This is a genomic window from Natrialba swarupiae (assembly GCF_008245225.1).
Classification (GTDB): Archaea; Halobacteriota; Halobacteria; order Halobacteriales; family Natrialbaceae; genus Natrarchaeobius; species Natrarchaeobius swarupiae.
Map to the genome: position 1 here is coordinate 230,563 of NZ_VTAW01000003.1, position 13,859 is coordinate 244,421.

General features: G+C 62.6%; 11 protein-coding genes. 3 read left to right on the forward strand and 8 right to left on the reverse strand.

Annotated elements, in window-relative coordinates; genetic code table 11:
• Positions 1-102: 102 nt before the first annotated feature.
• The 3 genes from FYC77_RS04575 to FYC77_RS04585 are packed head-to-tail and all read right to left on the reverse strand — an operon-like array spanning position 103 to position 3,548.
• Entirely contained in the window at positions 103-1,002 is a 900-nt protein-coding gene (locus FYC77_RS04575; RefSeq protein ID WP_149080326.1) for a carbohydrate ABC transporter permease, read from the reverse strand.
• 2 nt (positions 1,003-1,004) lie between these two features.
• Complete coding sequence (locus FYC77_RS04580; protein WP_149080327.1) at positions 1,005-1,934, reverse strand: carbohydrate ABC transporter permease; 930 nt, start codon at positions 1,932-1,934, stop codon at positions 1,005-1,007.
• 36 nt (positions 1,935-1,970) lie between these two features.
• Positions 1,971-3,548, reverse strand: coding sequence for a sugar ABC transporter substrate-binding protein (locus FYC77_RS04585; protein ID WP_149080328.1), 1,578 nt, complete (start codon positions 3,546-3,548; stop codon positions 1,971-1,973).
• 194 nt (positions 3,549-3,742) lie between these two features.
• Between FYC77_RS04585 and FYC77_RS04590 the strand changes: the two genes are divergently transcribed.
• Entirely contained in the window at positions 3,743-3,934 is a 192-nt protein-coding gene (locus FYC77_RS04590) for a hypothetical protein (protein ID WP_149080329.1), read from the forward strand.
• A gap of 58 nt (positions 3,935-3,992) precedes the next feature.
• Positions 3,993-5,663, forward strand: coding sequence for a TCP-1/cpn60 chaperonin family protein (locus tag FYC77_RS04595; protein ID WP_149080330.1), 1,671 nt, complete (start codon positions 3,993-3,995; stop codon positions 5,661-5,663).
• Here the strand turns inward: FYC77_RS04595 and FYC77_RS04600 are convergent.
• From FYC77_RS04600 to xacF, 3 genes are all read right to left on the reverse strand, one after another.
• Positions 5,660-6,352, reverse strand: a complete 693-nt coding sequence (locus FYC77_RS04600; protein ID WP_149080331.1) for a hypothetical protein — start codon at positions 6,350-6,352, stop codon at positions 5,660-5,662. The genes FYC77_RS04595 and FYC77_RS04600 overlap by 4 nt on opposite strands.
• 123 nt (positions 6,353-6,475) lie before the next feature.
• Positions 6,476-7,681 carry an ABC transporter ATP-binding protein gene (locus tag FYC77_RS04605; protein WP_149080332.1) on the reverse strand — a complete coding sequence of 402 codons (1,206 nt, stop codon included), beginning with the start codon at positions 7,679-7,681 and terminating at the stop codon, positions 6,476-6,478.
• Positions 7,682-7,781: 100 nt separating this feature from the next.
• Positions 7,782-9,230, reverse strand: a complete 1,449-nt coding sequence (gene xacF / locus FYC77_RS04610) for a 2,5-dioxovalerate dehydrogenase (RefSeq protein ID WP_149080333.1) — start codon at positions 9,228-9,230, stop codon at positions 7,782-7,784.
• A 129-nt stretch (positions 9,231-9,359) separates the two neighbouring features.
• On the opposite strand from xacF, the gene FYC77_RS04615 reads away from it, so the two are divergent.
• Positions 9,360-10,229 (forward strand): fumarylacetoacetate hydrolase family protein, encoded by an 870-nt coding sequence (locus FYC77_RS04615; RefSeq protein ID WP_149080334.1) that lies wholly within the window; start codon positions 9,360-9,362, stop codon positions 10,227-10,229.
• 425 nt (positions 10,230-10,654) lie between these two features.
• Here FYC77_RS04615 and FYC77_RS04620 read toward each other — a convergent pair whose 3' ends face one another.
• Both FYC77_RS04620 and gfo6 read right to left on the reverse strand, forming a co-directional pair.
• The gene (locus FYC77_RS04620; protein ID WP_149080335.1) at positions 10,655-12,472 is read right to left on the reverse strand and encodes an ABC transporter substrate-binding protein; all 1,818 of its coding nucleotides are present in this window, start codon (positions 12,470-12,472) and stop codon (positions 10,655-10,657) included.
• Between the two features lie 258 nt (positions 12,473-12,730).
• The gene (gfo6, locus tag FYC77_RS04625; RefSeq protein ID WP_149080336.1) at positions 12,731-13,822 is read right to left on the reverse strand and encodes a D-xylose 1-dehydrogenase Gfo6; all 1,092 of its coding nucleotides are present in this window, start codon (positions 13,820-13,822) and stop codon (positions 12,731-12,733) included.
• Positions 13,823-13,859: the final 37 nt, after the last annotated feature.

Genomic DNA, 13,859 nt, shown 5'->3' on the forward strand with positions numbered 1-13,859 from the left:
ATCGCGACGGTCGTCGGTTCGGAAGCCGACGACGTGACTCGAGGTGACCCGACCGAACGCGCGAACGAGCGATGGGCCCGAAGATAGAGCCTCTCGAGGCGATTACGACTTGACCGCGCCTTCGGCCAGTCCCTTGACGATGTACTTCTGGAGGAAGATAAAGACCACCAGAAGCGGTATCGTCGCGCCGATCGCCCCGGCCATCATCATATCCCAGTTGAGCGTCTGCCGACCGATCCACTCCCCCATTCCCGGTGGGAGCGTCTGCTTCTCGGAGTCGTTGATCAACACGAGCGCGAAGACGAACTCGTTCCAGGCGAGCACCCAGTTGAAGATCGCCGTCGTCGCGATCGCCGGTGCCGACAGCGGAAGAATTACCCGCACGACGGCACCGAATCTGGTGCTCCCGTCGATCATCGCCGCCTCCTCGAGCGACTCGGGGAGGTTCTCGTAGAATCCGCGAAGCATCCAGATCGCGAAGGGGAGCGTAAACGCGACGTACGCGATCACGAGACCGGTAAGTGTGTTGAACAACCCGAAGTCCCGGAAGACCAGAAACAGCGGAATCGCGATCAGGATCGCTGGGAACATCTGCGTGACCAGCAGGAACGTCGCCACAGCAGTTCGACCGCGGTACCGAAGTCGGCCGATACTGTAGGCACCCAGCGTACAGACGGCGACGCTCAGAATCGTCGCGCCGACGCTGACGATGAGGCTGTTTCGAAGCCAGTAGGGGAAGTCAGACTCGTACCAGACGTCGCGGTAGCCGGAGAGGTTCGCGTTCGACGCCCATCCGAGTGGGTCGGCGACGAGCGGTTCGAAGGCAGTCTGGTTGACCGAGACGACGACCATCCAGAGCACCGGGAACAGGACGGTCCCGATCAGCGACCACAGGATCGCGTGAAAGCCGACCGCTTTCCCGAGTTCGACCTGTCGGTCGCTGAACCTCGAAAATCGGCCGCCCGGTTCGTCGTCCGTGACGGGTGGTGTATCGGTAGCCATCGTTACTTCCCTCCGACCTCCTCTCGATACAGTCTGAGATAGATCAGCCCGTACGTAAGCATCACCATCAGCATGACGACGGCGATGGCGCTTGCAAGGCCCATCTCACCCAGATGGAACGCACGCCGATAGATGTAGACGGGTAACACCATCGACGAGTTCCCAGGTCCGCCACTCGTCATCACGTAGATGAGCGTAAAGTGGTTGAGTGACCAGAGACTCATCAGCAACGTCATCACGATCGCGACCGGCTGGAGGAACGGCAGCGTGATGTGGCGGAACGAATCCAGTTTCGACGAGCCGTCGACGTGTGCCGCTTCGTAGAGGTCATTGGGGATCCCCTTCATCCCGGCGAGGAACGTGAGCATGAAAAACGGGAAGTTCCGCCAGACCCACGCGAGCATCACCGAGAACAGCGCATAGCGGGAGCTTGCGATCCAGGGAAGCCCCTCGCTGATTCCGGCGAGCCGAAGGAAGCCGTTGAGCGGCCCGAGTTCGAAGTTGTACAGCAGTCGCCAGTTCAACGCGATCGAGATGAACGGGATCGCCCACGGGAGCAAGAGCAACGTCGTCGCGACCGATCGCCCGGTGAACTCGCGGTTGAGCAAGATCGCAAAACCGAGCCCGATCAGCGCCATGATCACGACCGCTGCGAACGCCCACACGAGCGTGTTTCGCATGATGATCCAAAACTCCGTCCAGCCGAGAATGTAGGCGTAGTGGTCGAGGCCGACCCACTGCGGGTCGGCGATACCGTCGTACTCGAAGAAGCTGAGGTAGATTCCCCTGAACAGCGGATAGACGCTTACCAGCCCGAGTACGAGCAGCGAGGGCAGGAGAAAGAGCCACCCCCAGAAACTCTCCTTCGAAAGCCAGTGGTAGTACTCCCGAGGGAGTTCGGCGTTACGTATCGATTGTATTCGTGTTGACATTCGTGCTAAATATAGTGAGAGCTATCGGTCGGCCACCTACTCGTAGGGGTTCCAGATCTGGGGCGTCCCGTTGTCGCCGCTGATCCAGTCCTGCAGTTCGTCCGGGACGTCCTCGAGTTCCGGTTCGTCGGTGTTCTCCTCGACGTCGTAGTCCACTTCGTCGTCGACGCTCTCTCTGACCTGGTTGGCCATATCGACGACCGCTTCCTTGGGATCGTCGTCCGCGCCCAGAATGCCGGAGATCGCGACCGAGTAGGCGTCCGTCGATCCCTCGAGATCGCCGAGGAACGGCGCGTTCCGCTCGGGGCCGGAGATGCCGTACCGGACGCTCTGTTCGGCCTGATCCAGGCGGGTCTGGATCCACTCGTCGGGGATGTCGGTCGTGTTTTCGGTAAACGGCGGAATCTCCTCCTGTGCTTCGCGAACGGGGAGGAAGTTCGGCGTTGCCTGTGGGAAGTAGCCTTCCATCGTGTCGGGGAGGGTCATGTACTCGACGAACGACAGCGAGAGGTCGTCGTCGGCGTCGTGTTCGGTGTAGTCGGAGTCGAACACGGAGAGACAGCTTCCGCCCATGAACGCCGAGTTGGTCCCCATTGGCCCCTCCGGGATCGTCGAGAGTTCGGTTACGTCGGCGACGTCGTCACCGTCGTCGATCATCTCGTTTGCGGCGTCGCCGCTGTTGATCATGAACGCGGCGTTGCCCTCCCGGTAAAGCTGTTCGGCGTCGGTGCCGTCCATACCCGCCCAGCCGCCGGGTGCGATATCCCACTCCTCCTGGAAACTCGCCATCCAGAGGTGAGCGAACAGCGACGTCGGGGAGTCGATTTCGACGGACCACTCCTCGCCGTCGTGATCGTAGAACGATCCACCGGACTGAGCGGTCGCGCCGTACACGACCTGGCCGGTTCCCGTCGCCTGCGCACCCGAGGAGGTGAACCCGGTCTCGTCGGTCTCCGATTCGACGTCCATCGCCATCTCGATCATCTCCTCCCACGTCTCGGGAACGTCGTTGTGCCCGGCGTCGTCGAGGAGGTCCATGTTGGCGTAGAAGTTGCGAACCTCGACGAACCACGGGAAGCCCCAGACGTCGCCCTCGTAGTTCCCCCAGAACGAGGGCGTATCGTACCAGTCGTCGTATTGCTCGAACAGTTCCGTGTTCGGCCGGACGACGCCGGATGAGCCGTAGTCGACGGCGTGCTCGTTCGCCATCTCGCTGACGTTCGGCGTATTCTGGCCCTGAATCGCGGCCTGCCACTGTTCGAAGACCTGATCCCAGGTGATAACGTTCGTCGTCAGGTTGATCTCCTCGTCGGTCCACTCTTCGAACGCCGCCGCAGTCTCCTCGATCGCTTCGGTCTCCTCGGGGATGTACCCCCGCATCGTCCACCAGACGAAGTCCTGCTCGCTGGTCGTCTCGGTCTCGTCTTCGCCGAGACAGCCCGATACCCCGACGGCCGCCCCTGTGGCACCCATCGCGCCTGCCGTCTCGAGAAAGCCGCGCCGGGAGTACTCGTCGTCCGTTCGTTCGTCGGTATCGAACTCGGAACTCGCAGTGGGCGAGTCGGACTCTACACTGTTTGCACTGGTAGCACCGGACGTATTCGTCCCTGACATTGTACCAACCAATAAATGAGCATAATACCATTTATATCTTTGTGAATTAAGCGCACGATCCTCAACAGTATAGTACACAGTGGTATCAAACAACGCGAGTTAGCCGAACGTAACGGACGAGACCCGGCGGACACGTGGACGTAAGCCGACGGGGGATTCACTTATTAGGGATCGGACGTATCTCCCGAACGAACATGGTCGTAGGCACCGTCTCGTCCCGGACGATCGGCATCTCCAGTGCACTCGGCATCGGTTTCGTAACGCTCGCGTCCCTCGGCATCTACTACATTTACACGCAGGCATGGGGACTCGTCTTCGAACTCGCGTACGTCATCGTCCTGTTGATCGTGTTCGCGATCGTCGCCGATCGATTGCTCATTCGGTGATCGCGGAACCCGTCACCACCAAAGAGTTTACTACCGCCACGGCTGATCTCACAGGAAGATGCCAGAATCACGCTCGAGCACAGTCGGTAGTGTGGAACGGCTCTCGTCGACGGAGACGCGACGCGGGATCCAACGTGCGTCTCGACAGATGGGGGATCTCGTCCGGAGTACCCTCGGGCCGATGGGTGTCGACAAGATGGTCGTCCGGCGAATGCAAGACGATAGCGTCCGGACGTTCGTCAGCAACGACGGCGTCGCGATCCTAGAGGAGTTCGAGGGGGAGACGGAGAACCCGATCGCGAACCAGTTCATCACGCTCGCCGAGGAACACGAAGACGACGTCGGCGACGGAACGACCACGACGACCCTGTTGGCGAGTGAACTGCTTTCCGCTGGCGTCGATCTGATCGACGCCGGCGTCCCGCCGACCGCCGTCGTCGACGGCTTCTCGATCGGTGCCCAACGCACACTCGAGGTCTGGAACGAGATCGGAATACCCGTCGCCGACGACGATCGGCCACAACACCGGGGTGCGTTCGACGTGTCGAAGCTCGAACGCATCGCTATCGGCGGCATGACCAACGGGCGGGCGGGAGCCTGGTCGCTCGAGCACCTCGCCGCCGCCGTCGTCGACGCCGTCTTCCACGCCTGGGAGCCTCAGCGAGGGACCGTTCACCTGGGCTACGTCTCCGTCGAGACGATTCCCGGCGGGGACGTCGCCTCCTCCGAACTGTTTCCGGGAGCGTTCCTTCCGTACGAACCGATGGTCGCCGATCGTGTCCTCCCCTCTGACGGCGGTGTCCTCCTCGTCGAAGGCTCGCTCGAGCCTCGCGAGATCCGCGCCGGTTCCGTGACGATCGACGCCGACGACGTCGCCGCCGTCGACGAGCGCGAACCCGAGCGCGAGCGAATCGCCGACGCCATCGCGCGTTCGAACGCCGCGGCAGTGTTCGTCACTGGCGACGTCACCGATGCGATCGGAACGGCACTCGCACACCGGAACGTCGCCTGTTTCCGAAACGTCAAGCGATCCGACGTCGACCGCCTCTCGCGGATCACCGGTGCCTCCGTTCGCGGCCCCGTCACGCCGACTGCACCCGCGTCGCCGGCCGAGTTCGGCCGGGGGAAGATCCGACTCCGCGAGGCCGGCGAGAACAGGACGTGGCTCGAGGTTGCCGCCCCTGACGGCGTCGACCCCCGGAGCGTTGGACTCGTCGTTCGCGGCGGGACCGAACGCGCGGCCGACGAAGCGAGACGACGTATCAAGGTCGGACTCAACGCCGTTCGCGCCGCGGTCAAACGACCCGTCGCCGTTCCCGGCGGCGGGGCGGCCGACGTTGCCGCTGCACGGGCCGTCCGAGAGCTTTCCCCGCGGTTCGACGGCCGCGAACAGCTCGCCGTCGATCGGTTCGCCGACGTACTCGAGTCGATTCCGCGGACGTTGGCGCGCAACGCGGGCCAGGACCCGATCGACGCCGTGACGGATCTGCGAGCTCGCCACGACGACGGGAAGCGCCGTGCCGGAATCGACGCCACGGGTGCAGTCGTAGACGACGTGGTCTCGACTGGCGACGCCCTCGACGCACAGCTCGTTCGAACCAGCAGTCTCGCCCGGAGCGTCGAGTTCGCGAACTCGCTTCTGACCGTCGACAGCGTGATATTCGACACCTCGCCCCCGGTCGATCCCGAAGCATTTCCAGGACCGGAGAGACGTTTGGAACGGTACTAGAGGAGAAACGCGGAGATCACGCCTGCGAGCGTTACTGGCAGAACGCTCAGAACGCTTCGTTTTTCGTCGATCTCGTACAGTCGCCCGACGACTGGCAACATCAGGAACCCGACCACGATCCAGGCGATCGCCTTGAGGGTACGAACCGCGTGCATCTGTGGGGTGTCGTAGACGAACGAGTACGACGTCATCGCGAACTCGGCCGCCTCCGCTCCGTTTCCGGAGACTCCCTCCGTGTGCAGGCCGTCAGGGGCACCGACCGTCGCCATCAGGATCGTGGCGAGAAAAAAGACCGGGGCAAACAACGTCAACAGATACCCGCCGATCTTGAACACGTCCGTCTCCATGACGTGGTCGTCCGAGAGCGTTCCGGCGACGACACCGATCAGGCCGAAGTACAGAAACCAGGAGAAGACGACGACGAACGCCCCGAACAGGAGATTGACGACGAGTGCGGCCGGCCAGGCGGGGAAGACGTACCCCTCTGCGACGACGAACGGCTCGCTTACGTACTCGAACGCGCCTCGAGCGAGCGAGTGAACGGCGAGTCCGCACAGCGCCGGAAACCACCCGTACCGGCGAACGACGGCGATCACGCCGTCGATATCGTTCGCCCCCAGCAGCTTCCGCCACGGCCGGAGAACCGTCCAGCCCGACGCTCGGTGGTCCGGATCGACGCTACGACTCATACTCGGTCCTGTCTCCACCCAATAAAAAAGCTGGCGTTCCCCTCATACGGATTGCTGTCCCCGTGTACCGCCGCACCCGCGACCGTGGGTCGGATGCGCCGGGCGGTCGGGACAGCATCCATCTCACGCAGTCGGCGGCGTCTCCTCACGAGTGAGATGCGCGACGTTGGTTCCCGTCTCTGCATCGAAAATATCCGCCTGCTCGAGGTCGAGGCTCAGGAACACGTCGGTGGCGTCTTCCGAGATCGACTCGGGTTCGATGAACGCCTTTCGCTCGTCGACTTCGGCCTCGGGTGCCGTCTGTTCGTCCTCGAGGGCGGCGGCGTCTCCGGTGACGAGACTCCCATCGTCGGCCTCCTCACCCAGTTCGAAGTACAGCAGGTCACGAGCGCCGAGTGGTTCGATGATGTCGACGGACGCCGCGACGTGGCTGTCGTCGCGACGCTGGCTGACGCCGACGTGCTCCGGTCGGATTCCCAACTTCAACCGCTCGGCGCCGGCGGCTTCGATCCGTCTGGCCCGTTCGGGACCGACCTCGATGTCGACGTCGCCGACGAGTCGCCCGCCGTCGTCGCCGGTCGACTCGTAGCTCACCTCGAAGAGGTTCATCGACGGGCTGCCGATGAACTGCGCGACGAACAGGTTCTTCGGGTCGTTGTACACCTCCCGGGGGGGTCCGACCTGCTGGAGCTTCCCGTGGTTCAAAATCGCGATGCGGTCCGACATCGTCATCGCCTCCTCCTGGTCGTGGGTGACGTAGATCGCCGTCGTCTCGAGTTCCTGTTGAATCCGCTGGAGTTCGGTCCGCATGTGTTTTCGAAGCTTGGCGTCCAGATTCGAGAGCGGTTCGTCGAACAGGAAGACGGCGGGCTCGCGAACGATCGCGCGGCCGGTCGCGACGCGCTGTTGTTGGCCACCCGAGAGCTGTTTGGGCAGGTCGTCGAGCAGTTCCGGTATACCCATCAACTCGGCGGCGTCCTCGACGCGGTCGTAGATCGCCTCGTCGGGGAGGTTCGTCGAGCGTTTGAGCCCGAACGCCATGTTTTCGCGAACGGAGAGATGTGGATACAGCGCATAGCTCTGAAACACCATCGCGATGTCGCGGTGGCGCGGCGGCAGTTTGTTGACGCGCTCCTCGCCGATAGAGATCGTCCCCTCCGTAATCTCCTCGAGGCCAGCGACCATCCGTAACAGCGTCGATTTGCCGGATCCGCTGGGGCCGACCAGCGTGAGAAACTCGCCACCCTCGATCGTCAGGTTGAAATCCTCGACGGCGACGATATCGCCGTCGTACACCTTCGTCACGCTATCGAACTCGATCGAACTCATGGTCGCACAATTCGAAATCAGTCCCTAATATTCTTTGGGGTCAGTTCCGAAATGGAGGCTCGGTTCGGGTGACGAGAAATCGTCGGAGCGGGTCGGTCGGTTAGAAGCCGTCGTAGACCGTCTTCTCGATCGTGTAGAAGTCGATCCCTGCGTCACCCTGCTCGCGCCAGGTCTCGCTCGAGGACTGCTTGAACCCGCCGAAGGGGACGTGGAGTTCGAGACCGGTGGTCTTCGCGTTCACCTTCGCGACGCCGGCTTCGACCTCACGGACGAACCGCTCGGCCTCGGTGTGATCGTCGGTGACGATACTCGCAGAGAGACCGTACTGGACGTCGTTTGCGGCCGCGAGGCCGGCCTCGAAGTCCTCGACTTCGATCACGGCGAGGACGGGGCCGAACACCTCCTCCTGGGCGATTCGGAAGTCGTTGTCGACGCCCGAGAACACCGTCGGCTCGACGTAGTAGCCGTCGCCGAAGCGGTCGCCCTCGGGTTGGCCGCCGCCGGTCTCGAGGGTCGCACCCTCGCGTTCGGCGACCTCGATGTAGTCGAGGGTTCCCTCGAGTTCGCTTTCGGTGACCTGTGGGCCCATGTCGTACTCGTCGCCGGGGCCGATCTCGATGGATTCGGCTTGCGCGACGACGGCATCGACGAACTCGTCGTAGAGGTCCGTGTGGACGATTGCGCGTGAGCAAGCGGTACAGGCCTGGCCCGTGACGCCGAAGGCGCCGTTGGCGACTATCTCCGCGGCATCCTCGACGTCGGCGCTGTCGGATACCACGGTGGGGTTCTTCCCGCCGAGTTCGGTCTGGACGCGTTTGCCGTCGTCGGTGGCCTGATCGTACACCATGTGGCCGACCTCGCCGGAGCCGGTAAAGGAGACGGCGTCGACGTCCTCGTGGGTGACGAGCGTGTTTCCGACGGTGCTACCGGGGCCCGTGACGACGTTCGCGACGCCGTCGGGGAGGCCGGCCTCGTCGAGCGCCTCGAACAGCGCGACGGCGACGCCGGGTGCCACCTTCGCGGGCTTGAGGACGACCGTGTTACCGGTCGCAAGCGCGGGTGCGAGCTTCCACGCCGGGATCGCGATCGGGTAGTTCCACGGCGTGATCAGTCCGGCGACGCCGACCGGTTCGTCGACCGTATAGAGGTTCGTCCGCGGACCGCTGGCGGACTTGACGGTGCCGCCGAGGTCGCGGGTCTTCTCCGCGTAATAGTAGAAGATGTCGATCGCACGCTGTACCTCGCCGCCTGCTTCGGCGTGGGTCTTCCCCTCCTCGCGGGTGAGCAACTCGGTGAGTTCCTCCTTCCGATCGGCCAGGATCGATCCCGCCTCACGAAGGAGAGCGCCGCGTTCGGGTGCGGGTGTCTGACCCCACTCGTCTTGGGCCGTCGCCGCAGCCTCGACGGCGGCTTCGGCATCCGATCCGTCCGACAGCTGGTACTCGGCGACGACCTCCGCCGGTGTCGCCGGATCCGTCGTCTCGAACGTCTCGTTCGTTCGGGTGTCGATCCACTCTCCGTTAACGTAGTTCTGGTAGCGTTCAGTCACGATCGAATCGACGGTGTGCAGGTATACGATTCTTGTGATTTTACACTCACACCATCGACCTGGTGTGGCTCACGTGAGCGAACGAGCAGTAGAGCTATAATGCAAGAGCCTAATGATGGAGATACCCACATGCGTTACTATCAGCTCCGTGAGGAGGGAACACCTCGTCTCGCAGTCGAAGCGGCGGGTGGCGTATACGATATCACTGCGGCAACCCCCCGATTGCGGACGTTCGACGATCTCCTGTGTGCCGCTACGATCACCGACAGTTCAGCCGATACGGTTGCAAACGACCTTCTCGAGAAGGCAGCGACGCTTCCGAGCGACGCCCTCGAGAACGGCTCGGTATCAGCACCCGTCTTGGGAGAAGTCTGGGCCGCAGGGGTGACGTATCGTATCAGCGAGGAGGCCCGGAAATCGGAGAGTTCGATGCCGGAGATGTATCTCGACGTCTACGAGAACGATCGACCCGAAGTCTTCTTCAAGGCGACCCCGGATCGCACCGTCGGCCCCGGCGAGGGGGTCGGCATCCGCGCCGATTCGGAGTGGGACGTTCCCGAACCCGAACTCGGCGTCGTTCTCTCGGGCGAGGAAATCGTCGGCTACACCATCGGCAACGACATGAGTAGCCGATCGATCGAGGGGAAAAACCCGCTCTATCTCCCCCAGGCGAAAGTGTACGATCGGTGTTGTTCGATCGGCCCCTGCATCCGATCCGCCGATTCGATCGACGACCCACACGACCTCGAGATGTGGATGACCATCAGCCGCGACGGCGAGATCCGCTACGACGAGGCGACCAACACCGGCAAGATGGTTCGATCCGTCGAGGAACTCGTCGACTGCTACGTCGCCCACAACGCCGTCCCCGACGTCTCCGTCCTGCTCACCGGCACGTCGCTGGTCCCCGACGAGGGGTTCACCCTCGAGGAAGGAGACGTCATCGAGATCGGTCTCGAGGGGATTGGAACGCTTACGAACACGGTCGTTGAAGTGTAACACGTCGGTAAGAACGGGCTGTTCGTCGTTCAGTCAACGGTCGTCGATGCGATTTTACAGACGACCTAATTGACACCAGTGGAACAACGACACGGACTGCGACAGTTGTCGTCGCGTGCGGTTGCAGGGGAGTAGCCGTCACGTACTGTAATCGGTGGCCACGTGACCACTGTCACGACGAACGGGCCCGATCGATCGTGGCCGATCGGGCGACTGGTTGACGACAGGTGAGGTGACCTCCGTTCGCGACACCTCGTTGAGCGACGATCGGCCTCCCCCGCAGGGTCGCCCCGAATGGCATGACATCGATCGTGGGAACGTCGAATGGGGAGACTCTCACTGACTGTTCCGTAGACGACCCATCTACTACCAGTTTGTGGCAGCTATTCAAAACGACTGTGGCGAAAATTATTTCCGGTAGTTACCTACTCCGGAGAGAGACCGTGCTCGAGGAGGTAGTGGGTGATCCGGTTCGAGGTGAGCCAGGCGTCGGAGTCGAGGTCGAAGTTCCACTCGCCGGCGTTGACCCAGTAGTGTTCGCTCCACGGATGGATCACGGCGGCCGGGAGCAACTGGTTGTGCATCCAGGCGAGGTCGGTCGCGTGATCCATCGCCTCCTCGTCGCTCTGTGCCGTTGCGAGCCCGTCGAGCGCGTCGGGGATATCGATCTCGACCGTATCACCGTCCGGGTTGCCGACTTCGGGGACCTCGACGACCTCGTCGAAGAGGGTTCGCTCGGTGAGAACCCCTCGATCTGGGTTGTACATCTCCTCGTAGATGTCGGCGTGGGCGTGGTACTGCCGTGCCATCCCGTAGTCCAGGTGGACGGTCAGGTCGAAGTCCAGATCGGGTTCGACTTCCGACTGCCAGGTCGGCATCTCGTCGAGGAAGTAATCGACGTCGATGCCGAACTCGGCGAGATTGTTGAAGATCATCTCCGACTGCGTGTCGAACCAGTCGCCGACCGGGAAGTTGAGCGTCCACAGGTCGCCGTCCGGCGTGTGCCACTCGTCGTCTTCGAGGGTAAAGCCGACGTCTTCGAGCAGCACCTGGGCGGTGTCGGTGTCCTCCGGCGCGTAGTTTGGCATCGCATCGAGGACGTCGTCGTGGACGAAGTGTTCGGCGTACCCGTAGTCGATCCCGGTGGAGTACGTGTCGACCGGCGTTCCCGGGGAGGCGACGTCGACGAGGGTCGGCATGTCGACGGCGTAGGCGATGGCCTGACGGACCTCCGGATAGTCGCGGATGTACTCGTCGTCCCTGCCGAAGATGATCGCCAACGACTGTCCCGAGAACGACACCGGCGGTTCGTCGTATTTGTCCGGGAGGTCCTCGATGGTCGGATCGTTGTGTTCCCAGTCGACCTCCCCGGCGTGGAGACCCTCTTCGCCTTCGTACTCCCCGTGGCGAAGGTAAAAGTTCCAGTCCTGAGCGATCGGATGGTGCGGATTCGGAATCTGATCCGCGAACTCTTCGTTCGCCTCGACGAAGGCGAACGGTCCGGAGAACAGGGCCTCGTTCCAGCTGGGTTCGAACCCGATGACGTCCTCCTGTATTGCTTCGCGTTCTTCCTCCGAGTCCGCATCCTCGAACTCCTCGATGAACCGGCCGTACTGTGCCTCGGAAACGTCGAGCAGTGCCTCGATCCACTGGTTGAGCCACAGCTCTTCCTCGAGGTCGGTGTACTCGTCACGGGGCTCGATTTCGAACGCGTAGTCGCCGTCGGTTCGAATGCCGGTGTCGGGATCGACGTACTCTTGGATCCCCATCTGCATATATCCCTCCAGTCTGAGCGCCGTTACGAAGTCGGCAGCCGTTACCGGGGTGCCGTCGGACCAGCCGTACTCGTCGCTGATTTCGACTCGCGTGTGGAGGTCGTCGTCGATTTCCCAGTTCTCCGCGACGCGGGGGATAAACTCACCTTCTCCCGTGTGGAAGATCGTGAGATACTCGAACAAGGTTTCCTGTGCGTCTCCCGGGTTCCACGCGTGGTGGTACGGGTTGAAGATGTGCTCGTCGTCGAACGGGTTGACGGCTCCGGAGGGAACCACCTGATTCATCTCGTCGTCGTAGTTCTCCGGGTAGTCGACCTCGACTTCGTCGTGGTCCCCACCGAGCAGATCGTCTGCGTCTCCGTTTTCGTCTCCGGAACAACCTGCGAGTGCCGTTGCACCTGCCACACCGGTCAGCGCCAGTACCCGTCGTCGCGACAGGTAGTCATGGCGGTATCTCCTTGCTGGCATCGGCTAAATATGTACAATAGTCCATTATAAATGTTTCGAGGTACCACCCCTCATGGTGTCGCCCGTCTCGAGAGTCCGGTCGTCGGTACATTCGTGACCGAGCGGCTCCCGGCCGTCGTCCCCATCTCGTACAGTTTACTGTCCGTCGGTACCGCCGCGCTCGGGACCCGTTCTCCAGGCGCGGCGGTACACAGGGACAACAATCCGTATCAGATACCGATCGGGAACCAATCGGGTGTACTCACCGATGATGGGATCTCAGCGGTCAGCATCGACGGAAACCGTCCGGCCCCGTTCGGCTGCGTCGTAGATCGCCTCGAGCGTTCGCATATCGACGAGACCGTGTTGTGGATCCGCGTACGGCTCTCGCCCGGAGAGGACGCAATCGGCAAAGTAGTCGAACTCCTCTTCCATCTGGTTGACCTGCGGGGTCTCGATGTCGACCGTCGCCTCCCCGACACTGACGCTGAGGCTGCTCTCCATGTGAAAGGCGGGCTCGATCGTGATCGACCCCTCGGTTCCGACGATCCGCAGGAAACTCTCGAGTTGGGAGTGTTGGCTGGCCGTACACGCCGCGTAAATACCGCCTTCGTAGGAGACGGTGAACGCGGCGACTTCGTCCGGCACGTCCTCGAAGTACTCGTGGGTCGAGTCCATCGTCGACTGGACGGCGACCGGATCGCGGTCGAGAACGAATCGGCTCGTGTTGATCGGATAAATTCCGAGATCGGAGACGCTCGCACCGTAGCCGACGAGGTCGCTGTCGAGTCGCCACTGGTCCGGCCCCCAGTCGACGATCGACTGGGACATCGTGCCGTGGACGGAAACTGGGTCGCCGATCGCACCCGATCGGACCAGCTCCCGCGCACGTCTGACGGCCGGTTCGGTGTGCATTCGATAGGCGATCATCGCCGGTGCGTCGGCGTCCTCGCAGGCGTCGGCGACCGCTTCGGCCCGCTCGAGGGTGGCCTCCATCGGTTTCTCACAGAGGATCGCCTTCCCCTGGGACGTCGCCGTCTCGACGAACTCGAGGTGGCGAGCGTTGGGCGTACAGACGTAGACGGCGTCGTAGGTATCGCTCGCGACGCCGTCGTGAAACTCCTCGTAGGTGAGCCCGGCCTCGACCGATTCGTGCTCGTCGGCGACCGACTCCGCCTTCCCGCTCGAGCCGCTGACGACAGCCGTCGTCTCACAGAACGTCGAGTCCTCGATCGCCGGCATCGCCTCGTCGACGGTCCACCAGCCGAGCCCGATCAGGGCGAACCGGACGGGTCCGGCGTCCGTCGGCGATTCCTGCCAGTCGCTGCGCGTAAACGATTCCAGGTAGTTTCGGAGGTCATCCGATTCCATGTCGATTCGTTTCGAACGAGGTATAATAAATCGTCCC

Excerpts from the sequence above, each read along its gene's own strand:
- FYC77_RS04575 (WP_149080326.1), bottom strand. The coding sequence starts at position 1,002 with ATGGCTACCGATACACCACCCGTCACGGACGACGAACCGGGCGGCCGA.
- FYC77_RS04580 (WP_149080327.1), bottom strand. The coding sequence starts at position 1,934 with ATGTCAACACGAATACAATCGATACGTAACGCCGAACTCCCTCGGGAG.
- FYC77_RS04585 (WP_149080328.1), bottom strand. The coding sequence starts at position 3,548 with ATGTCAGGGACGAATACGTCCGGTGCTACCAGTGCAAACAGTGTAGAG.
- FYC77_RS04590 (WP_149080329.1), top strand. The coding sequence starts at position 3,743 with ATGGTCGTAGGCACCGTCTCGTCCCGGACGATCGGCATCTCCAGTGCA.
- FYC77_RS04595 (WP_149080330.1), top strand. The coding sequence starts at position 3,993 with ATGCCAGAATCACGCTCGAGCACAGTCGGTAGTGTGGAACGGCTCTCG.
- FYC77_RS04600 (WP_149080331.1), bottom strand. The coding sequence starts at position 6,352 with ATGAGTCGTAGCGTCGATCCGGACCACCGAGCGTCGGGCTGGACGGTT.
- FYC77_RS04605 (WP_149080332.1), bottom strand. The coding sequence starts at position 7,681 with ATGAGTTCGATCGAGTTCGATAGCGTGACGAAGGTGTACGACGGCGAT.
- FYC77_RS04615 (WP_149080334.1), top strand. The coding sequence starts at position 9,360 with ATGCGTTACTATCAGCTCCGTGAGGAGGGAACACCTCGTCTCGCAGTC.
- FYC77_RS04620 (WP_149080335.1), bottom strand. The coding sequence starts at position 12,472 with ATGCCAGCAAGGAGATACCGCCATGACTACCTGTCGCGACGACGGGTA.
- gfo6 (WP_149080336.1), bottom strand. The coding sequence starts at position 13,822 with ATGGAATCGGATGACCTCCGAAACTACCTGGAATCGTTTACGCGCAGC.